Annotated in this window: 19 protein-coding genes; 5 read left to right on the top strand and 14 right to left on the bottom strand. The window is 72.7% G+C overall.

Annotated elements, in window-relative coordinates; genetic code table 11:
• Window positions 1-12: 12 nt before the first annotated feature.
• From ABZS40_RS01810 to ABZS40_RS01795, 4 genes are read right to left on the bottom strand one after another with little or no spacing between them, the layout of a single operon-like run.
• The gene (locus ABZS40_RS01810) at window positions 13-1,593 is read right to left on the bottom strand and encodes a uroporphyrinogen-III synthase (RefSeq protein ID WP_354940713.1); all 1,581 of its coding nucleotides are present in this window, start codon (window positions 1,591-1,593) and stop codon (window positions 13-15) included.
• Window positions 1,590-2,558, bottom strand: a complete 969-nt coding sequence (gene hemC, locus ABZS40_RS01805; RefSeq protein ID WP_354940710.1) for a hydroxymethylbilane synthase — start codon at window positions 2,556-2,558, stop codon at window positions 1,590-1,592. The genes ABZS40_RS01810 and hemC overlap by 4 nt, the downstream gene beginning before the upstream one ends.
• On the bottom strand, window positions 2,555-3,964 hold the full coding sequence (locus tag ABZS40_RS01800; RefSeq protein ID WP_354940707.1) for a glutamyl-tRNA reductase: 1,410 nt from the start codon (window positions 3,962-3,964) through the stop codon (window positions 2,555-2,557). Before ABZS40_RS01800 ends, hemC begins: the two co-directional genes overlap by 4 nt.
• Window positions 3,961-4,731 carry a redox-sensing transcriptional repressor Rex gene (locus ABZS40_RS01795; protein ID WP_354940704.1) on the bottom strand — a complete coding sequence of 257 codons (771 nt, stop codon included), beginning with the start codon at window positions 4,729-4,731 and terminating at the stop codon, window positions 3,961-3,963. Before ABZS40_RS01795 ends, ABZS40_RS01800 begins: the two co-directional genes overlap by 4 nt.
• A 478-nt stretch (window positions 4,732-5,209) precedes the next feature.
• Here ABZS40_RS01795 and ABZS40_RS01790 point away from each other — a divergent pair, with 478 nt between their 5' ends.
• Window positions 5,210-6,514 carry a sensor histidine kinase gene (locus ABZS40_RS01790; RefSeq protein ID WP_354940701.1) on the top strand — a complete coding sequence of 435 codons (1,305 nt, stop codon included), beginning with the start codon at window positions 5,210-5,212 and terminating at the stop codon, window positions 6,512-6,514.
• Window positions 6,515-6,593: 79 nt separating this feature from the next.
• The gene (locus ABZS40_RS01785) at window positions 6,594-7,247 is read left to right on the top strand and encodes a response regulator transcription factor (protein WP_030329744.1); all 654 of its coding nucleotides are present in this window, start codon (window positions 6,594-6,596) and stop codon (window positions 7,245-7,247) included.
• Here ABZS40_RS01785 and ABZS40_RS01780 read toward each other — a convergent pair.
• The 3 genes from ABZS40_RS01780 to ABZS40_RS01770 are packed head-to-tail and all read right to left on the bottom strand — an operon-like array spanning window position 7,228 to window position 9,762.
• On the bottom strand, window positions 7,228-7,890 hold the full coding sequence (locus ABZS40_RS01780) for an HAD hydrolase-like protein (protein ID WP_354940698.1): 663 nt from the start codon (window positions 7,888-7,890) through the stop codon (window positions 7,228-7,230). The genes ABZS40_RS01785 and ABZS40_RS01780 overlap by 20 nt on opposite strands.
• Before the next feature lie 20 nt (window positions 7,891-7,910).
• Window positions 7,911-8,165, bottom strand: coding sequence for a glutaredoxin family protein (locus ABZS40_RS01775; protein WP_030490173.1), 255 nt, complete (start codon window positions 8,163-8,165; stop codon window positions 7,911-7,913).
• The gene (locus ABZS40_RS01770; protein WP_354940695.1) at window positions 8,155-9,762 is read right to left on the bottom strand and encodes an AMP-binding protein; all 1,608 of its coding nucleotides are present in this window, start codon (window positions 9,760-9,762) and stop codon (window positions 8,155-8,157) included. The genes ABZS40_RS01775 and ABZS40_RS01770 overlap by 11 nt, the downstream gene beginning before the upstream one ends.
• A 586-nt stretch (window positions 9,763-10,348) precedes the next feature.
• Here ABZS40_RS01770 and ABZS40_RS01765 point away from each other — a divergent pair.
• The 3 genes from ABZS40_RS01765 to ABZS40_RS01755 all read left to right on the top strand — a co-directional run bounded on the left by ABZS40_RS01765 (window position 10,349) and on the right by ABZS40_RS01755 (window position 13,463).
• A complete protein-coding gene (locus ABZS40_RS01765) occupies window positions 10,349-11,305 on the top strand; it encodes an ECF subfamily RNA polymerase sigma factor, BldN family (protein WP_354940692.1) in 957 nt (318 codons plus the stop codon).
• Window positions 11,306-11,594: 289 nt separating this feature from the next.
• A complete protein-coding gene (locus tag ABZS40_RS01760; RefSeq protein ID WP_354940689.1) occupies window positions 11,595-12,464 on the top strand; it encodes a DUF5667 domain-containing protein in 870 nt (289 codons plus the stop codon).
• A 129-nt stretch (window positions 12,465-12,593) separates the two neighbouring features.
• Window positions 12,594-13,463: an HAD-IB family hydrolase gene (locus ABZS40_RS01755; RefSeq protein WP_354940685.1), complete on the top strand. Its 870-nt coding sequence runs from the start codon at window positions 12,594-12,596 to the stop codon at window positions 13,461-13,463.
• Window positions 13,464-13,498: 35 nt separating this feature from the next.
• Here the strand turns inward: ABZS40_RS01755 and ABZS40_RS01750 are convergent, their stop codons facing one another.
• From ABZS40_RS01750 to ABZS40_RS01720, 7 genes are all read right to left on the bottom strand, one after another.
• The gene (locus ABZS40_RS01750; RefSeq protein ID WP_238682137.1) at window positions 13,499-14,380 is read right to left on the bottom strand and encodes a lysophospholipid acyltransferase family protein; all 882 of its coding nucleotides are present in this window, start codon (window positions 14,378-14,380) and stop codon (window positions 13,499-13,501) included.
• 200 nt (window positions 14,381-14,580) lie between these two features.
• Window positions 14,581-15,660 carry an NAD-dependent epimerase/dehydratase family protein gene (locus tag ABZS40_RS01745; RefSeq protein ID WP_354940682.1) on the bottom strand — a complete coding sequence of 360 codons (1,080 nt, stop codon included), beginning with the start codon at window positions 15,658-15,660 and terminating at the stop codon, window positions 14,581-14,583.
• A 116-nt stretch (window positions 15,661-15,776) separates the two neighbouring features.
• Complete coding sequence (locus ABZS40_RS01740; protein ID WP_007465623.1) at window positions 15,777-15,878, bottom strand: AURKAIP1/COX24 domain-containing protein; 102 nt, start codon at window positions 15,876-15,878, stop codon at window positions 15,777-15,779.
• A gap of 270 nt (window positions 15,879-16,148) precedes the next feature.
• The gene (locus tag ABZS40_RS01735) at window positions 16,149-16,358 is read right to left on the bottom strand and encodes a helix-turn-helix domain-containing protein (RefSeq protein ID WP_007465625.1); all 210 of its coding nucleotides are present in this window, start codon (window positions 16,356-16,358) and stop codon (window positions 16,149-16,151) included.
• Window positions 16,359-16,570: 212 nt separating this feature from the next.
• The gene (locus ABZS40_RS01730; protein ID WP_354940679.1) at window positions 16,571-17,755 is read right to left on the bottom strand and encodes an ABC transporter permease; all 1,185 of its coding nucleotides are present in this window, start codon (window positions 17,753-17,755) and stop codon (window positions 16,571-16,573) included.
• The gene (locus ABZS40_RS01725) at window positions 17,752-18,678 is read right to left on the bottom strand and encodes an ABC transporter ATP-binding protein (protein ID WP_354940676.1); all 927 of its coding nucleotides are present in this window, start codon (window positions 18,676-18,678) and stop codon (window positions 17,752-17,754) included. Before ABZS40_RS01725 ends, ABZS40_RS01730 begins: the two co-directional genes overlap by 4 nt.
• Window positions 18,675-20,030, bottom strand: coding sequence for an efflux RND transporter periplasmic adaptor subunit (locus ABZS40_RS01720; RefSeq protein ID WP_354940874.1), 1,356 nt, complete (start codon window positions 20,028-20,030; stop codon window positions 18,675-18,677). Before ABZS40_RS01720 ends, ABZS40_RS01725 begins: the two co-directional genes overlap by 4 nt.
• Window positions 20,031-20,034: the final 4 nt, after the last annotated feature.

The raw sequence follows: 20,034 nt of genomic DNA, 5'->3' as shown, positions 1-20,034 counted from the left end.
CTCCTCGAACGACTACCGGAAGCGCAGGGCGGTGGGGCCCTGCACCTTCGAGCCACGGCGCTGCTTGGCCGGCATGGCGGCCAGCTTCTCCCGCAGCTCGACGGCGTAGGCGGCGAGCGCCTCCACCAGGTCGGGCACCGAGGCGTGCGGTGGCTGGACGTCGACCCGCAGGCCGAACTCCGTCGCGGTCTCCGCCGTCTTGGGCCCAATGACGGCAACAACGGTCCGGGCGTGCGGCTTCCCGGCGATGCCGACCAGGTTGCGCACGGTGGAGGACGAGGTGAAGAGCACCGCGTCGAACCCGCCCGACTTGATCGCGTCGCGGATCTCGGCGGGCGGCGGAGCGGCCCGCACCGTCCGGTACGCGGTCACGTCGTCGACCTCCCAGCCGCGCTCGGTGAGCCCGGCGGCGAGCGTCTCGGTGGCGATGTCGGCACGGGGCAGCAGCACCCGACCCACCGGGTCGAGGATCTCGTCGTGCGGCGAGAACTCGGCCAGCAGACCCTCCGAGGACTGCTCCCCGGCGGGGATCAGCTCCGGCTGGATGCCGAACGCGCGGACCGCGTCCGCGGTGGCCTCACCGATGCAGGCGATCTTGACGCCGCCGAAGTGTCGGGCGTCGAGGCCGTGCTCGGCGAACTTCTCCCAGACCGCGCGGACGGCGTTCACCGACGTGAAGATCACCCAGGCGTACCGGCCGTCGACCAGGCCCTTGACCGCCCGCTCCATCTGCGCCGGGGTGCGCGGCGGCTCGACAGCGATGGTCGGCACCTCGCACGGGATCGCCCCGTACGCGCGCAGCCGGGCGCTCATCGCGCCGGCCTGCTCCTTGGTCCGGGGTACGAGCACCTTCCAGCCGTACAGCGGGCGGTTCTCCCACCAGCTCAGCTTGTCGCGCTGCCCCACGCCGACACCGACGGTGAGCACCACCCGGCCGGTGAAGCCGAGCGCGGCGGCCACGAAGCTGTCCACTGTCGACGTGGTCGTGTACTGGGTCTCGCCGGTGCCGTCGCCGGTCACCCCGACGCCGGTCGTGCCGTCGACCCCGGCGGCGAGCAGCCCGTCCCGGACGGCGGCGAGGTCACCGGCGTCCACGGCGAGCGCGAGCGAACCCCGGCCGACGGCCGTGGCCAGCGCCTCGAAGTCCAGTACGCTGACGTCCTCGACGTCGGCGGCCGTCCGCACACCCGGCAGCGGAACCCCGGCGTAGGTGGCCACACCCTCGGCCTGGCCGACGCCGGGCACCACCTCGAAGTGGGCGGCGGTGCGGGCCACCGCCTGCACCTCCTTGACCACCGAGTCGTGCCCGAACGGGTCGCCGGCGACCAGGTGCACCGCGTTCAGCCCGGAGCGGGCCGCGGAGATCAGCACCTTCGCCACGTCCCCCGGCGCGCCCTCGGCCGGGGTGAACTCGGCATCGTCCCTGGCCTCGGCGCGGACGACGGTGAGCAACGACTCCGGGACTCCCCGGTCGTAGATCACCTGGTCGGCGTCGACCAGGGCGTCGTGGGCCCGACGGGTCAGCAGGCCCGGGTCACCGGGGCCAGCCCCGACGAACGCGATACGACCGACGGGCTTACGGGTGCGGGTCATTCTGTGCTCCCAAATTGCTGGGTCCCCGGGCCGGTGTGTCCTTCGTGGCCGAGGATCGAGTCGGCGCCGAGGTCGAGGAGTTCGGCGGCGAGTGCCTTACCGATCTCCGCCGCGTCGGCGGGCGTTCCGGTGCGGGACAGCCGGAGGTCACGAGTGCCGTCCGGGCTGATCACCGCCCCGCGCAGGTAGATCTCATCGCCGGTCTCGCCTTCGGCGAGTTCGGCATAGGCGGCGACGGGTGCGCTGCACCCGGCCTCCAGGGTTGCCAGAAACGCACGTTCCGCGGTGACCGCGGCACGCGACGGTGTGTGGTCGAGCACGGCGAGCAGCTCGACCAGGTCCTGGTCGTCGACCCGGCACTCCACGGCCAACGCGCCCTGAGCGGGAGCGGGCAGCATGAGCATCGGGTCCAACGACTCGGTGATCACGTCGAGCCGGCCGAGTCGGGCCAGACCGGCCCGGGCCAGCACGACGGCGTCGAGGTCGGCCTCGGGGCCGAGCACCCGGCCCAGGCGGGTGTCGACGTTGCCGCGGATCGGGGTGACCTCCAGTTGCAGGCCGAGGGCGTGCAACTGGGCGATCCGACGCAGCGCGCCGGTGCCCACTGTGGCCCCGGGTGGCAGCTCGGCGAGCGTGCGGCCTTCGCGGGCCACCAACGCGTCGCGCGGGTCCTGCCGGGCCGGCACCGCCGCTATGTGCAGCCCACCGGCGGCAGCCGTGGGCAGATCCTTGTACGAGTGCACCGCGAAGTCGATCGTGCCGGCGGTCAGCGCGTCGCGCAGGGCGGAGACGAACACCCCGACGCCCAGCCGGTGCACCGGCGCGCTGGAGCGGTCGCCAGCAGTGACCACCTCGACCAGCTCGACGGGGCGGCCGGTGGCGGCGGTCACCGCCTCGGCGACCTGGCCGGACTGGGCCATCGCCAGGGCGCTGCCCCGGGTGCCGAGGCGCAGGGGGGCGGTCATCGCGCACCTCCGGTGGGTGGGGTCGGCTCGGCGGCGTCGGCGTCGGCGTCGGCACCGGACACCGGGTCGGTGCCGGGGAGCGCCATGCCGAAATCGGGGGTCAGCACGTCCGGGACGGTGTCCACCGGCGAGGTCTGGGGCACCTCGAGGTCGAACAGCTCACGCAGCAGTGCCGCGTACTGGTCGCCGCCGGGCTCCGCTGCCAACTGGCGGACCTTGACGGTGGGCTGGTGCAGCAGCCGCTGCACGACCCGGTGCACGGTGCGGGCCACCTCGGCCCGCAGGTCGTCGCCGAGGTCGGGGCGACGCTGGGCCAGTCGGCGCAGCTCGGCGGTGACCACGTCGTCGGCCCGGCCGCGCAGCGCGGCCACTGTGGGTGCCACGTCGGCGCCGCGCAGCCAGGTGAGGAAGCCCTCCACCTCGCCGAGCACGATGCGTTCGACGGCGGCGGCGTCGGCAGCCGCCGGACCGTCGGCGAGCAGCGCCGCCATCCGGTCGATGTCGATCACCTCGACGCCGGGCAGTTCGGCGACGCCCTCCTCGACGTCGCGCGGGACGGCCAGGTCGAGCAGGACCAGTGGGCCCCGGGCCGGGTCGCGTTCGGCCAGTGCCGTGGTGACCACCGACCGGGTGAGGACCGGTTCGGTGGACGCGGTGGCGGCCACTACGATGTCCACTGTGGAGAGGGTGTCGGCCAGCTCGGTCATCGGCGCGGCACTCGCCCCGTACGACTCGGCGAGCCGGACGGCCCGGTCGGCGCCCCGGTTGCTGACGGTGAGCGGCCCGGCGCCCAGCCGGGACAGCGTGGCCACCCCGAGCGAACCCATCGCGCCGGCGCCGACCACCAGGGCCGGGTGGCCGACGAGGTCGCCGTCGAGGTGCCCGGCGGCCAGCTCCAGGGCGGCGGTGACGACGCTCTGGCCGGCCCGGTCGATGCCGGTCTCGGCGTGGGCCCGCTTGCCGACCCGCAGCGCCTGCTGCATCAGCTCGTGCAGCAGCCGGCCGGCAGAGTCGGCGCCGGTAGCCCAGTGGTACGCGTCGCGCAGCTGGCCGAGGATCTGCGCCTCGCCCACCACCATCGAGTCCAGACCGGTGGCGACCCGGAAGACGTGGTCCACGGCCGCGGTGTCGTAGTGCACGTACAGGTGGCTGGCGAGCGCGGTCGGCGAGCTGCCGGCCTGCTCGGCCAGCACGGCGCAGACGTCGCCGAGCCCACCGTGGAAACCGGACACGGCGGCGTAGACCTCCACCCGGTTGCAGGTGGAGACGATCACCGCCTCGGCCACGTACGGCTGGGCGACCAGGCGGTCCAGTGTGCGGGTCAGGTCGGCGGGGGGCACGGCCAGCTGCTCCAGCGTGGCGACCGGGGCGGTCCGGTAGGACGCGCCGACGACGAGCAGTTTCACGTGCCTATCGCCTCCTGGGTGTCGGTGGCCGCGAACCCGCCCGGCAGGGCGGTGAGAGCGGACCCGCCGGTGGCGGGCAGCGCGGTCAGCGACGCCTTGCGGTGCTCGTGGAAGGACAGAATCTGCAGCTCGATGGCGAGGTCGACCTTGCGCACGTCGACCCCCTCCGGAACCGAGAGTACGCACGGCGCGAAGTTGAGGATGCTCGTCACGCCGACGGCGACCAGTTGGTCGGCGACCTGCTGGGCGGCGGCGGCCGGGGTGGCGATCACGCCGATCGCGAGGGATTCCTCCGCGGCGACCGTCGGCAGGTCGTCAACATGCCGGACCACCAGGCCGTTGATCTCCTCACCGACCCGGGACGGATCGGCGTCGAGCAGTGCGGCGATCCGGAAGCCCCGGCTGGCGAAGCCGTCGTAGCCGGCCAGAGCGTGACCGAGATTACCCACGCCGACCAGGGCGACCGCCCTGCGTTGAGTGAGCCCGAGCACAAACTCGATCTGCTCGATCAGCAGTGCGACGTCGTAGCCGACACCCCGGGTGCCGTACGAGCCGAGGTGGGAGAGGTCCTTGCGGAGCTTGGCGGAGTTGACCCCGGCGGCGGCGGAGAGACCCTCGCTGGAGACCGTCTCGTGCCCGGCGTCGGCAAGGTTGTGCAGCGCGCGCAGGTACTCCGGAAGCCGAGCGACGGTCGCCTCGGGCAGATCCGGGAGCGCCGGTACGGCACCGGCGCGGCCGGGCGCGCCTGGGTGACGGTGCTGACTCATGAGACTCCGTGCGGTGCGATCCTCGGCCAACTCCGCTGGTGGGCCGTTTGTGGACTCCCGCTGGCGACCGAGGTTGCCGGCTGTGCTAGCAGGGCGCGTCGGAGTCACAGCGTAGGCGCTTGTGAAGACGTGCACAAATCGCGATCTTGTCGCTGCGTGGCGCGACCGCACCAGCCCCTCCATTCCACAAGATCGATTGAACGCCCAGGTCCACCCACGGCCCCGGGCGATTATTGCTCAATCCCGACTTCTCTGACAAATCCCGCGCCAGCCCGGCGCACGCCCGCCGCCAAGTCCCGCGATCTTGCACTTGCTGTCCCCGCTTTCCGCCCGTACCCGGACAAATCCCCAACAGCAAGTGCCAGATCGACGCGGTCGGGGGCACGAAGAGCGCCGCAGCGGGGGTAGGGGCAGCACTACGGAGGAGAGGCGGGGTTTCGGGATGGGGACACCGAGCCCAGATGCCTAGCCTTTGAGCATGACCGCCGTTGCCGCCACCAGCGACCGACCGACGCTGGCACCGAGCATCCCCCGCCAGCTCTTCGTCGACTCCGGGTACGTGCTGCTCGGCCTGCCCCTGGCGTTGGCCAGCTTCGTCGTCCTCATCGTCGGCCTCGCGGTCGGCATCGGCCTGGTGGTCACGGTGATCGGCCTTCCGATCCTCAGCGGCACCCTGTACACCGCCCGTGGGCTGGCCGACGTCGAGCGGCTGCGGCTGCCCGCGGTGCTCCACCAGCCCCGGATCCGGCCGCACTACCGGCTGCCCGAAGCGGGCGCCAACGCCTGGCGGCGGATCTTCGTGCCGATGCGGGACGCCCAGTCCTGGCTCGACCTGGCGCACGGCATCCTGCGGTTGATCGCGGCGGCGGGCACCTTCGTGGTGACGCTGTCCTGGTGGGCCGCGGCGATCGCCGGGTCGCTCTACTGGGCGTACGACTGGGCCCTGCCCCGGGCCGATGGCGAGGGTGACCAGGACCTGGCGCAGTTGCTCGGCCTGGGCGACTCGACCACGGCCCGGATCGGCCTGTACACAGCGCTCGGGGTGTTCTTCCTGATCACCCTGCCGATCGTGGTGCGGGGCTGCGCGCTGCTCCAGGCGAGCTTCGCCAAGGCGATGCTGACCGGGGTGGCCGAGATGCGCGACCGGATCACAGTGCTGGAGGAGCAGAAGCGGGCCGCCGTGTCCGCCGAGGCCTCCGCGCTACGCCGCTTGGAACGTGACATCCACGACGGCCCCCAGCAGCGCCTGGTCCGGCTGGCGATGGACCTCAGCCGGGCCCGGATGCAGCTCGCCTCGGACCCGGACGCGGCCGGCCGCACCATCGACGAGGCGGTCACCCAGACCCGGGACACGCTGGCCGAGCTGCGGGCGCTGTCCCGGGGCATCGCGCCGCCGATCCTGGTCGACAGGGGCCTGCCCAGCGCCCTGGCAGCGATCGCCGGCCGCGGGCTGATCCCGATCGAGCTCCAGGTGGACCCGCAGCTCGGCACCCCGGCCGGGCGGCTCGACCCGGCGGTGGAGAACACCGCGTACTTCGTGGTGTCCGAGGCGCTGACAAACGTCGCCAAGCACAGCCGGGCCACCGAGGCCACAGTGGCAGTGGCCCGGCAGGGCACCCACCTCCAGGTGCTGGTGGGCGACGACGGGCAGGGCGGCGCACACCTGGCGAAGGGGCACGGGCTGGCCGGCATCGCCGACCGGGTCCGCGCCGCCGGTGGCGAACTGATGGTGGTCAGCCCGACCGGCGGCCCCACCGAGATCCGCGCCGAGCTTCCCCTGTGACGCGCCGAGCTGCCGCTGTGAGCGGTCCGGCACCGCGCCGAGCCCGCACGGCGGGCCGGACGTGGTAGACAACACAGCCATGCGCATCGTGATCGCCGACGACGCCGTCCTGCTCCGGGAGGGGCTGGTCCGGCTGCTGACCGAGAGTGGGCACCAGGTGGTGGCCGCCGTCGGGGACGGTGACGCCCTGGTCGAGGCGGTGGTCGAGCACCGGCCCGACGTGTCGATCGTCGACGTCCGGATGCCGCCGTCGCACACCGACGAGGGGCTGCGGGCTGCGGTGGAGGCGCGCCGGCTGGTGCCGCGTACCCCGATCCTGGTGCTCTCCCAGTACGTCGAGGTGTCGTACGCCGATGATCTTCTCGCCACCACCGGCGGCGCCGGCGGCGGGATCGGCTACCTGCTCAAGGACCGGGTGGCCGCGATCGACGAGTTCCTGGACGCGCTGCGGCGGGTGGCGGGCGGCGGCACGGTGCTCGACCCGGAGGTGGTCGGTCAGCTCTTCGCCCGGCGTCGCCGCGACGACCCGCTGCGCGAGCTGACCCCCCGCGAGCGCGAGGTGCTCGCCCTGATGGCCGAGGGGCGCTCGAACACCGCCATCGCCCGCGCCCTGGTGGTCAGCGACGGCGCTGTGGAGAAGCACGTGCGCAACATCTTCACCAAGCTCACCCTGCCGCCGGACACCGAACAGCACCGGCGGGTGCTGGCCGTCCTCACCTATCTGCGGAACTGACCTCCCGGGCCAGGGCCACCGCGTCGGTGAGGGTGTCGGCCACCGGGTGACCGGAGGCGCGCAGCCGGGCCGGGTCGGTGAAGCCGCCGGTGTAGAGCACGGCACGGCCACCCACCGAGAGCGCCGCGTCCGCGTCGTCGATGGAGTCGCCGATCAGCACCACCGAGGTGCCGTCCACGCCCAGCTCGGCCAGGTGCTGCCGAAGCGACTCGGCCTTACGATCGCCACCGACAGTGGCCCGGAGCCCGTCGACGCGGGTGAAGTGGCTGGTCAGCCCGTACGTGTGCACGGTCGGGACCAGCTCCTCGTGGAACCACATGGAGAGCAGACTCTGGCTGCCGGGCCAGGCCGCCATCGCGTCGCGGGCGTCGGCGGCCAACTCACAGGTGGTCAACCCGGTGCGGTACGCGTCGTGGAAGATCTTGTCCAGTCGGCCGAACTCGTCGTCGTCCACGGCCTGCCCGAGCACCTCGGCGTAGTACTCGGCGATCGGCCTGCGGAACCGCACCCGGTGCTCGTCCGGGGTGACCGTCGGCCCACCCAGGCTCGCGAACACGACGTTGGTGGCGGACACCACAAGGCTCAGGTCGTTGAGCAGGGTGCCGTTCCAGTCCCAGACGAGGTGCGGGGGCGCAGAGGTCATCAGAGCACCTTAGGCACCCGTCAGAGTTGCGGCGTGGTCAGGTCCCGCAGCAGCCGGTCCTCCTCGACCCGCCAGTAGCCGTGCTCCTTGCCGTCGAGCATCACCACCGGCAGCCGGTCCCCGTACTCCCGCTCCAGCCCCTCGTCACCGGTGACGTCCCACTCGACCCACTTGTCGCCGGTGACCGCGACCACCCGGTCGAGCGCCGCCTTGGCGTCGTCGCACAGGTGGCAGCCGGGTCGGGTGATCAGGGCGAGTCGGGCGTCACTGGCCATCGGTTACCTCCGTGCGGTCGGTCGGCGTCGCCGACCGGAGTTGGGTCTTGCGTACCTTGCCGATCGCCGAGTGCGGCAGGGCGTCGACGAACTCGACAGCGGTCGGGCACTTGAACCGGGCCAGGTTCCGTGCGCAGTGGGCGAGCAGTTCCTCGCTGGTCACCGGTCGGCCCTGCGCCGGCACCACGTACGCCCGCACAGTCTCGCCGGTCCGCGGGTGCGGCACACCCAGTACCGCCGACTCGACCACCCCGGGATGCCCGGCGAGCACCAGCTCGACCTCGTGCGGATAGACGTTGAACCCGTTGACCAGGATCAGCTCGCCGAGCCGGTCGACCAGGAAGAGGTCGCCGTCCTCGTCGGCGTACGCGATGTCGCCGGTGCCCCACCAACCCTCGGCGTCCGGGCCGCCCCGACCGTCGGGCCAGTAGCCGGTGAAGAGGTTGGGGCCGGACACCACGATCTGCCCCGGGTCGGTGCCCGGCGCCACGTCGGAGATGTCCAGCTCATCCGGGTCGTCGTCGGGAACGGTCAGCCCGTCGCGCCACAGGTCCGCCCCGTCCGCGCCGACCAGGCGCAGCCGCACCCCGGGCAGCGGCCGGCCGATCGAACCCGGCTTGGCCACGCCGCCGACCAGGGTGGAGGTGAGCACCGGCGCGGTCTCGGTGAGGCCGTACCCGATGTGCACCTGATGCCCGGTGACCTCCGTGAAGCGCGCCGCGACAGCGGGTTCGAGCGGTGCCGCGCCGCAGACCGCCACCCGCACCGACGCGGTCGCCGCGCGGGCCGTGGCCGTGCCGGCCCAGGTCAGGAACATCGACGGTACGCCGACCAGCACGCTGACCCGGTGCCGCGCGATCTCGTCCAGCCCCGCCGTCGGACCCGGCTCGTCGAGCAGCACACCTGTCGCGCCGTGGTGCACGATCGCGCCGAGCCCCGAGTTGAGTCCGTACGCGTGGAACAGCGGCAGCGCCAGGAGAACAGTGTCCGTCGGCCCGACCACCGGCGGCTCGATCACCGCGACCTGTTCGTGGTTGGCGAGCAGCGCCTGGTGCGAGAGCATCGCCCCCTTGGGTCGCCCCTCGGTGCCGGAGGTGTAGAGCAGTACAGCCAGGTCTGCGCCGCCGCGTCGAGGGCGGGGTGCCGGTCCGGGCGCCTCGGCGGTCGGTGGCGTGCCGTGCACCGAGGCGAGCGCGGGCAGCTCGGCGGCCACCTCGGCGACCAGGCCCCGAACGTCGTCGGTGGCGATGAGCACCGACGCGCCGGAGTCGGCCAGCACGTGCCGTAGCTCCGGGGCGGTGAGGCCGGGGTTGACCGGCACTGTGACCAGCCCGGCGCGGAGCGCACCGAGCCAGGCGATCACGAAGTCCGGTGTGTTGGGCAGCGCGACGGCGACGCGGGGCGGCGTACCGCCGGGGTCGGTGGGTGGCGCGGCGGCGGACAGGCCGCGGGCGGTGGCGTCCACCGCGGCGTCCAGTTCGGACCAGCTGATGGTGTGCTCGCGCCAGTGCAGCGCGGGCCGTTCGGCGCGGTCGAGAGCCACCCGGCGGACCCGGTCGGCGAGGTTCGGCGCGGGGCTTTCCGAGGCGTCCTGCACGGTGATCGAGTCTGGCACAGCGGACGGCGACGGGCCACGCCCGATGGTCGGAGCCACGCTCGGAGGACGGCAGCGCGACAGTCCCATGTACGGGACTGTCCGGTGTGCCACCGGCGATCCGATCGGGTCCTGTCGATGGGACGTGCGACCCTTGCCGAGGGCAGTTCGGCCGCCCCCGTCCGACCGGCCGGCGCGCCGGGCCAACCGAACGGTCGGTAAGCCCCCGACCTGGGCATCCATCCTGGAACACCGGGCCGACGGAAAGTCAATCGCACACGACGGACAACCGGTCCGCCACTGGTGCGACGGAGCGGGAAATACTTCCGCCTTGTGTAACGGACTTGCCACGCGCGGGTGACGTTGGCCCTATCATCACTCGGGTCGGCTCACCCCATTTGCCGTGAGTCGACACCCCTCAGCCCGAGGAGGCCCCCGTGCCTGTGAGCGCATTGGACCAGCACCTCCAGGGGAATTGCCGCCCGTCGGCAACTCCCGTGACCGTCCTGCCCGACCGGTCAGCCGGTCGGTCCGCCCCGACGAGACCTAGACCGGCCCGCCCGGCGACCGACGGGACGGGGGCAACACGGTGACCACCTTCGGTTACGCGGAACGCCCGATCGGCCTGACCGGTCAACCCGCCCGCTCCCACGTCAACGAGCGGCCAGCGGCCCGTGCCCCATCGGACGAACATCACGGTGGCGTCGTACGGGGTGACGGCGCGGCGCAGCGGATCCGCAGCCGGCCGCACCACAACGAGCCACCGCCGCGACCCGCGGTGCCCGGTGGAAACGCGAAGCCGGCCGGCGGCCGGGTCGCCGTACCGCCCCGGCCCACCATGCCGGTGCAGGGTCGTCGGGTAAGCGACACACCGGCGGTCACCACCGACCCGGCGGCGGGCGAGACAGCGGTGATCCCGGCGGTGCCGGTCACCACCGCCACCACCCCGACCGGTTTCCCGAGCCGCCCGGACCCGTCCGACCCGGCAACCGAGGTCTGGACGCTGATCGAGCGGGCCCAGGCCGGCGAGTCCGAGGCGTTCGGTCTGATCTACGACCGGTACGTGGACACCGTCTTCCGGTTCGTCTACTTCCGGGTCGGCAACCGGCAACTCGCCGAGGATCTGACCTCGGACACCTTCCTGCGCGCGCTCAAGCGGATCGGCAGCTTCACCTGGCAGGGCCGCGACCTCGGCGCCTGGTTGGTGACGATCGCCCGCAACCTCGTCGCGGACCACTTCAAGTCGGGCCGGTACCGGCTGGAGGTCACCACCGGCGACGTGCTCGACGCCGACCGGGAGGACCGGGGCCCGGAGGGCAGCCCGGAGGCGGCGGTGGTGGAGCACATCACCAACGTCGCACTCCTCACCGCGGTGAAGCAGCTCAACCCGGAGCAGCAGGAGTGCATAGTGCTCCGCTTCCTCCAGGGCTTCTCGGTCGCCGAGACGGCCCGCGCGATGGGCAAGAACGAGGGAGCCATCAAGGCCCTCCAGTACCGCGCCGTCCGCGCCCTGGCCCGGCTGCTGCCCGACGGCTTCCAGCCGTAGTTTGTTACGGCGGGACCGACGCGCGTCGATCAGCGTCCGCGCAGCTCAGAGTCGGTCCCGCCCGGTGATGACCATCACTTTCTGTAATTTTCGCTCCGCCAGGCCCGTAACCCGTGCCCGGTCCGCCGCGTTTCTCCGGGTGCGACCGGTGGATGTCCCGGCAGGCCCGGGTCACCGAGGTCCGACCGGCATGCCGGCGGCACCTCACCTCCGTGGTGTCACACTGCCGCCCGGTCGCTGGCAACGACGGCGGCCGACCGGCCGTGACCAGCGAGAGGAGGTGCCTGCGGTGGACAACACCCTCTTCTCCCGCCGGCGCGCGGAGCGCTTCGCGCAGCTTCTCGACGAGGCCAACGGCGCTCGACGACACCACGTGCGATCCCGTGTGGACGGCCAACTGGCGCCGCTCGTCGCAGTGGGTCAACGGCTCAGCGTCGACCCCCCGGCTGTCGAGGTAGACCAGGACTTCCGTACCGGTCTGCGGGCGATGCTGCTCGCAACCGCCGAACGGGAAGGGCTGGGCAACACACCGGCGGCGGTCAGCGAACCGGCCGCCACGACCACCCGCGGGCGGCTGCTGCCGGCGGTCACCGCCCGGCGGGCCCGAGCACGGGGCGCGATCCTGGTCGGCATCGCCGCCGGGGCCATCGCCGTCTCCGGGATCTCCGCCGCCAGCGAGAACGCGGTGCCCGGTGACGCGCTGTACGGGATGAAGCGCTCCACCGAACGGGCGCAGCTCGCCCTGGCCAGCTCCGACATCAGCCGAGGCCAGCTCTTCCTGGACTTCGCCCGGACCAGGGTCGGCGAAGCCGCCAAGCTGCGCGGTGACCGGATCGGCTACAGCGCGGTCCTCGACGACATGGACGCCGACAGCCGGCAGGGCGTTCGCCTGCTGACCTCGGCCGCTGTGCAGCGGGCCGAGCCGGGCAGCCTGGACACTCTCAACACCTTCGTGTCGAGCCAGCGCCGCGCGGTACGCGGTCTGCTCGACGGGAGCACCCGGGTCGACCGGGAACGGACCCAGCGGTCGCTGCTGTTGCTGGACAGCATCCGGGAACGCTCGGACGACCTGCGCGCGGCGATCGTCTGCGGCCTGCCGGCACCGACTGCCAGCGACGCCCTCGGGCCGGACCCGAACACCTGCCCCGGGGCCCGCTGACCTGCGTCCCTATACCGCACATCCGACCGGCCGCGCCACAGTTCGCTGTGTGCCCGGCCGGTCGCCCGTCTACGGCGGATACCCTCGCTGGGGAGGAACATCCGTCGTACCGGTGAGGAAGGGATTCGCGTGGCGCGTAGCCGTAAGGTGACGGTCAGCACCGACGCCGAGGGGCATACCGCAGCCTGGGCGGAGACCGACCTGGCCCCGGTCAGCGCACCCGACCCGACCGCCGCGGCGTTCTTCGACGTGGACAACACGATGATGCAGGGCGCGTCGATCTACTGGTTCGCCCGTGGGCTGGCCTCCCGAAACTACGTGACCACCGCCGACCTGGCCCGATTCGCCTGGCAGCAGCTCCGCTTCCGCCTGCTGGCCCGGGAGCACGCCGGTGACATGTCAGTGGCCAAGGAGGCGGCGCTGGCCTTCGTCCAGGGCTGGAGGGTCAACGAGGTCGAACACCTCGCCGAGGAGATCTTCGACGAGATGATGGCCCCTCGGATCTGGGCCGGCACCCACCAGCTCGCTCAACGTCACCTGGACGCCGGTCAGCGGGTCTGGCTGGTCAGCGCCGCCCCCGTCGAGATCGGCCGGGTGATCGCCGCCCGGCTCGGCCTGACCGGCGCCATCGGCACTGTGGCCGAGGTGCTCGACGGGGCGTACACCGGGCGGTTGGTTGGTGACCTGATGCACGGGCCGGCCAAGGCTGAGGCGGTCACCCAGCTCGCCGCCGTGGAAGGGCTCGACCTGGCCCGCTGCGCGGCCTACAGCGACTCGACGAACGACCTGCCGCTGCTCTCCGCGGTGGGCCGGGCGGTGGCCGTCAACCCGGACGGCGCCCTGTTGCGGCAGGCCCGCCAGCACGGCTGGGAGGTGCGGGACTTCCGCGCCGGCCGCCGAGCGGTCAAGATCGCGGTGCCGTCGACCGCGGCGGCGGGGCTGGTCGCCGGCGCCGTCACCGCCGGCCTGGCCCTGCAACGCCGCCGCCGCGCCGCCTGAGCCGCCCGTTCGGGGCGTACGTCGAAGCCCGCGCCCTAGGGGCCGAACGGGTCGGGGCGTCGCTCCAGCAGCGTGTGCAGGGTCTGCTGGATGGTCTCCCGCACCTGGTCGGCGAGGTTGAAGACCACCAGCGGGTCGTCCGCCGAGTCGGTCAGGTGTGCGGTGGGGATCGGCGGGCAGAACTCGATCAGCCACTTGCTGGGCAGCGGCACCATGCCCAGCGGGCCGAGCAGCGGGAACGTCGGCGTGACCGGGAAGTAGGGCAGCTTCAGCAACCGTGCCAGGGGCTTGATGTCGGCGAGCATCGGATAGATCTCCTCGCCGCCGACGATGGCGACGGGCACGATCGGGGTGCCGGTGCGCAGCGCCGCCGAGACGAACCCGCCCCGCCCGAAGCGTTGCAGTTTGTAACGGTCGGCATAGAGCTTGCCGATGCCCTTGAAGCCCTCAGGGAACACACCGACCAGATCGCCGCCGCCGAGCAGCCGCTCGGCGTCCGGGTTGCAGGCCACAGTGCCGCCGGTCTTGCGGGCCAACTCGGAGACCACAGGCATCCGGAACACCAGGTCGGCGCCGAGCAGCCGCAGGTAGCGGTGGGCGGGATGCTTGTCGTGCAGCGCCGCCGAGAGGATCAGGGCGTCCAGTGCCACAGTCCCGGAGTGGTTGCCGACCACCAGGGCGGGCCCATCCACGGGGACGTGCTCCACCCCACTGACCTCGGTGCGGAACCAGTCCCGGTAGAGCAGCCGCAGCAGCGGGTGGAAGACCGCGTCGGTCAACTCCGAGTCGAAACCGAACTCGTCGACCTCGTAGTCACCGGAGAGCCGCCGGCGCAGGAACGCCAACCCGTTCGCGACCTTGCGGTCCCAGTGGTCCCCGGGCCGGTCCGACACCGCCGGCTCGGTGCCGCCGGACAACACGGCGTCGACAGCGTCGGCCGGCGTCGGGGTCGGGGTCGACGGCACGGTCGGGGCCAGCGGCGCGGTCGGGGTCGGCGCGGCCTGTGCGGCCGGTCGATGTCCGTTGCGCCGCGCCGGCTCCGCGTCCGGCGGAGGCACCTGCGCGGGTACGTCGAACCGCCCGACCGACTGCGGGTCGCGCCCCTCCTCCGGCCCACTCATGATGAACGCTCCCGGACCGCTGAACGGACCTGCCGGATGCCGTCCAGGACGAGTTGCTCGGCGGCGGCCAGTTGATCCCGCGTGACCACCACCCCACCGTGGTGGGCCCGGATGAAGTCCTCGAACGCCTCGGCGGTCGACCGGGGCGTGAAGCCGTACTCCTGCTCAAGCCGGCTGGTGTCGACCACCCGGCCGTGCACGAAGAGGTCGACCTGGTCCAGGCCGTAGCGGCCGAAACCCATGGTGCGGGCCATCGCGGCAGCCCCGGAGAGACCTGGCTCCAGCACCGGCACGGCGACCCGTCCGGCGCGCCGGATCGCCTGGGACAGCGACAGCACCCCGGGGCCGGCGACGTTGTACGTGCCGGGATGGTCCTCCACGATCGACCGGTGCAGCACCTCCAACGCGTCGTCGAAGTGCAGGAACTGCAGGCGGGGGTCACGGCCGAAGACTGTCGGCACGAACGGCTGCGAGAAGTAGCGGGTCAGCGTGGTGTCGGCGGTCGAGCCGATGAACGGGGCGAAGCGCAGCACCGTGGCGGTGACGTCGGACCGGCGGCGGCGGAAACCGCGCACGTACCCCTCAAGGTCGAGAATGTCGCGGCCGAAACCGCCGCGCGGCACCTCGCGGGGTTCGGTCTCCTCGGTGAAGACCGCCGGATCCCGGAACGACACCCCGTACGCGGCGGTCGACGAGCGGACCACGAGCTTGCGCAGTCGGGGCGCCCGCTGGCAGGCGGCGAGCATCTGCATGCTGCCGATGACGTTCTGGTCCTTCATCCCGGACCGGCCGCCGTGCTGCGGGTCGGGTGAGGTGACCAGCGCGAGGTGCACCACCGCGTCGACGTCCAGGTCGGCGAGGAGGCCACCGAGGGAAGCGCCGTCGACGCGGATCCGTTCGACCCGGTCCAGCAGGTCGGTGAACTCGGTGCCGGAGTCCGGTGCGTCGACCCCGATGACCCGTTCGATGCGCGGGTCGGCGGCCAGCCGGGCCGCCACGTGGGCGCCCAGGTAACGGCCCACTCCGGTGACGACGACGACCCCCGGAGCACCTGATGAGGTGCCACCGGGGGTCATCTGACGCACCTACGCCGGCAGGATGGACCGAGCCGGGACGACCACGGCCTGATCACCTGAGCCTCCGGGGGTCGACAGTTTGGCAAGTGACGCCGGGCCCATGAGCCCGGCGGCGATCACTTGCCGAGACGGCGACGCTGGACGCGGGTCTTGCGCAGCAGCTTGCGGTGCTTCTTCTTAGCCATGCGCTTACGGCGCTTCTTGACCACCGAGCCCATACGACAGCCTTTCGATACAACGTGCGGGGCGGACCGGATGACACCACGCAGGTGGCGACGGCGACCGCTTGCGGACAACGGACCGGACCAGTCTGGGCGGCGGGGCGCACCGGTGGGGTCTCGGTCGGGCTCCAGGGTAGCCGGAGGGCGTCAGCCGGACCAACGCGCCCCCGTCGCGGCCGCCTCTGGTTCGCGACCGCGGGGCCCGCGGGCTCACTTCTTACGCCCCCCGACGCCGGTCAACCGGCGATCGGAGGGCGGGGCGGTGGCTCAGGCGGTCTCCTGAAAGGCACCCCGGAGATATTCGTGCACCGCATGCTCGGGCACCCGGAATGACCGGCCGACCCGGACGGCGGTGAGCTCACCGCTGTGCACCAGGCGATAGACAGTCATCTTCGACACCCGCATGACCGTCGCCACCTCCGCAACGGTCAGGAACTTGACCTCCGACAGCCGTCCGTCGGACTGTGACCCGGCCATGGCTCACCGACCCATCCCATGCCCGGCGCGTGCCAACCCGACGGATGCTCCGGGCCGGGCCGGCGACGCGCGTGTTACCAGTACGGTAGCGGGGCGGTTGTGACCGGCGCGATCCCTTCCTGCAACTGATCATGCTTCGGTGGCCGGTTCACCCGATCCGTGCTCCCGGTAACCGCCCGTCCGCGTCCGTCGTCCGGTTGCTCCGGCACTGCTCATTCGGTGCGCAGCGCGACCACCGGGTCGAGACGGCCGGCGCGCTGCGCGGGAACCACCCCGAAGACGATGCCCACCACCGCCGACACACCGAAGGCGAGCGCCAACGACCACCAGGTGATCGCCGCCGGAATTGGCGACAGCGCGTTGACCAGCAGTGCGGTTCCCACGCCCAGCGCCATCCCGGTGAGCCCGCCGATCGTGGTGAGCAGCACCGCCTCCAGAAGGAACTGCACGCCGATGTCGCGGGGACGCGCGCCGACGGCCTTGCGCAACCCGATCTCCCGGGTCCGCTCCCGGACGCTGACCAGCATGATGTTGGAGACGCCGACGCCGCCGACGAGCAGCGAGATGCCGGCGATGGCCGCCAGCACGCCGGTGAGGACACCGAGGATGTCGCCGAGCACGCCGAGGATCTGCTGCTGGGTGACGGCGCTGAACTCGGTGTCCGGGTGGCGGCGGTTCAGCTCGGCGACGATCCGTTGGCCCAGCTCGTCGATCCGCTCCCGGTCCGGTGCCTTCACCGCGATGCCGTCGACCCGCTGGGTGCCCCAGAGTCGTTGCGCGGCGGTCACCGGCACGTGCACCTCGTCGTCCCGGTCGACGCCGAGGCTCTGCCCGAGGGGCGCGAAGACACCGATCACCCGGAACCGCACCCCGGCCAGCGCCACCTGCTGGCCGAGCGGGTCCCGATCGGGGAAGAGCGCACGGGCGACCGAGTCACCGAGCACCGCCACCCGTCGGCTGGTGTCCACGTCGGTACCGGTGAGGTAGCGTCCCCGCGCCAGCGACCTGGTGAACACCGCCGGGGTCGTCTCCAGGACGCCCTGCACCGTGGTGAAGTCGGATCGGGCGCCGGCCCGCGCGGTCGCCCCGGAGGCGACGGTGACCGCCACCCGATCGGGGTCGCCGACCACCCGGGTGACGGCGTCCACGTCCTTGAGGGTCAGCGGCGAGACCACCGGCGCGTTGCCCACCTCGATCCGGCCGGGGACGACCAGCAGCAGGTTGGAACCGAGACCCTCGACCTGTTGCTCGACCTTCTGTTTGGTGCCGGTGCCGATCGCCACCAGCAGCACCACCGAGGCCACCCCGATGATCACCCCGAGCATTGTCAGCGCGCTCCGCAGCCGGTTGGCCCGCAGGGCGTCCAGCGCCACCCGCCACGCCTCGGCGACCCTCACGCCGTACCCCCGGGCCGCTCGACCTCGCGCGGAAGGCGCCCGGTGGCTCCGGCGGCGCCACCGGAGCCACCGGACGGGTGCCCCGGACCGCTTCCGGACGCGGACCGGGGCTCCGCGCTGGGAGCGGGGACCAGTGTCGCAGGTCGACCGTGATCAACGGACGGCGGTCGATCATGGGCGGAGCGCGGGTCGGCGCTGTCCGCCACGACCACCCCGTCGCGCATGGTGATTCGGCGGCGGGCGCGGGCCGCCACCTCCTGGTCGTGGGTGACCATCACCAGCGCCACCCCGGACTCCGCGTTCAACTGTTCCAGCAGCTCCAGCACCGCGGCGCCGGTGACGCTGTCCAGGTTGCCGGTGGGTTCGTCGGCCAGCAGCACCGTCGGCTCGGTGACCAGAGCGCGGGCGATCGCCACCCGCTGCTGCTCACCGCCGGACATCTGGTTGGGCCGGTGTTCCAACCGGTGCCCGAGGCCGACCCGGCCCAGCATCGCCGCCGCCCGCTCCCGCCGCTGCCGGGCCGACACCCCCCGGTAGACCAGGGGCAACGCCACGTTCTCCACCGCCGAGGTACGCGGCAACAGGTGAAACGCCTGGAAGACGAAGCCGATCGTCTCGTTGCGCAGTGTCGCCATCTCCGGTGGGGCGAGGGCGTTGACGTCCCGCCCGCCGATCACCAGACGGCCACCGGTGGGCCGGTCCAGCCCTCCGAGGAGGTGCATGAGGGTCGACTTGCCCGAGCCGGACGGGCCGACCAGTGCCACGTAGTCCCCCGGCTGCACGGTGAGCGACACCCCCCGCAGCGCCTCCACCGACACCCCGTCGAGCTGGTACGTCCGGGACACGTCCACCGCCTCGATGGCCGGAACGCGCTCCCCTGCCGGCCGGTCGTCGCGCGGATCGGCGACGGCGGACTCGGTCACCGGACTTCCTGGCCGTCGCGGACCTGGTCGGCGCCACGCACCACGATCCGATCTCCGGGCTGCACGCCGTTGAGGATCTGCACCAGGTCGGACCCCTGGACGCCCACTGTCACCGACGCCCGGCCCGCCCTGCCGTCACGGACCACCCAGACCGCGTCCCGGCCGTCGGCGGAGAACACCGCCGAGGCGGGGACGGTCACCGCGTCGACGGCCTCGCGGACCCGCAGGTGCACTATCGCGTTCATGCCGGGGCGGGGCGTCGGGGCCGGCTCGTCCTCGGCCAGCTTCCCGGCGCCCAGCGCGAGGCGGACCCGGTAGGTGACCCCGCCCTGCGCGGAGTTGGTGGGCAGCACGTCGACCGAGCGGACGGTGGCGTCGTAGCTGGCGCCGGTGACGGCATCCAACTCGACGGTGGCCGGGACGCCGGCCTTGACCAGCAGCACGTCGGTCTCGTCCACCTCGGCGAGCAGACCCAACTGCCCGGTGTCCACAACTGTCAGCACCGGGGTGCCGGCGGTGACCTGACCGCCGACCGCGACGGCGTCGTCCACGCCAGCCGGCGGCCCACCCTGGTTGGGGGCCAGCACGGACGGGTTGAGGCCGGCCGCCTGCGCGCCACCGGCCTGCTCCAACAGCCCGGCCAGGCCGCCGTTCGCGCCACCACCGGCCCGGGTGCCGCCGGGCTGCACCACCCCGGCGATCGGGGCGCGCAGGGTCAGCGCGTCGACGCTCGCCTTCGCCAGGTCGTACGCCTGCTGGGCCTGGAGCCGTTGCGCCGCGGAGAGCGCGCCGACGGCGGAGCTCAACCCGTTGATCCCCCGCTGCACCGCGCGGACCGCCTGGTCGGCGCTGCGCGCGGCGGCCGTGTACTGGCGTTGCGCGGACGTCACCTGGGTCAGCAGCGCGTCGCGCAGTTGCGGGTCGGCGATCTTCTCGGCGGCCTTCCTGGCCGCGTCGAACGCCTCGTCGGCGGCCTTGTCGGTGCCACGCCGGCTGCTGGTCAGACTGCCCGCCCCGACGCCTCGACCGGCGCGCTTCGCGGCGGCCAGCGCCTCCTTGGCCTGACGGAGACGCTGTTGCGCGCTCGGTGAGTCGACCACGGCCAGCACCTGACCCCGCTTGACCCGCTGTCCAGGTTGGACGCGCAGGCTGGACAGGGTGCCGTCGGCGGAAGCGGTGAGGGTGGCGGCGGCGCGGGCGGTCACCGTGGCCGGTGCGTCGATCACCTCGGTGACCGGGTTGCGGGCGGCCGACGCCAGCGTGAGATCGGGGCCTTCGTCGCCACAGGAGGCGGCGGTGGTGGCGGTGAGGACGACGACGGCGGTCAGGGCGATGAGCAGGCGGGGCCGCATGGTG

The organism is Micromonospora sp. NPDC005324, from assembly GCF_040607155.1.
GTDB classification, from domain to species: Bacteria; Actinomycetota; Actinomycetes; order Mycobacteriales; family Micromonosporaceae; genus Micromonospora; species Micromonospora trifolii.
Note: the sequence above shows the minus strand (reverse complement) of the source record. Positions and strands in the feature narration are given on the sequence as shown.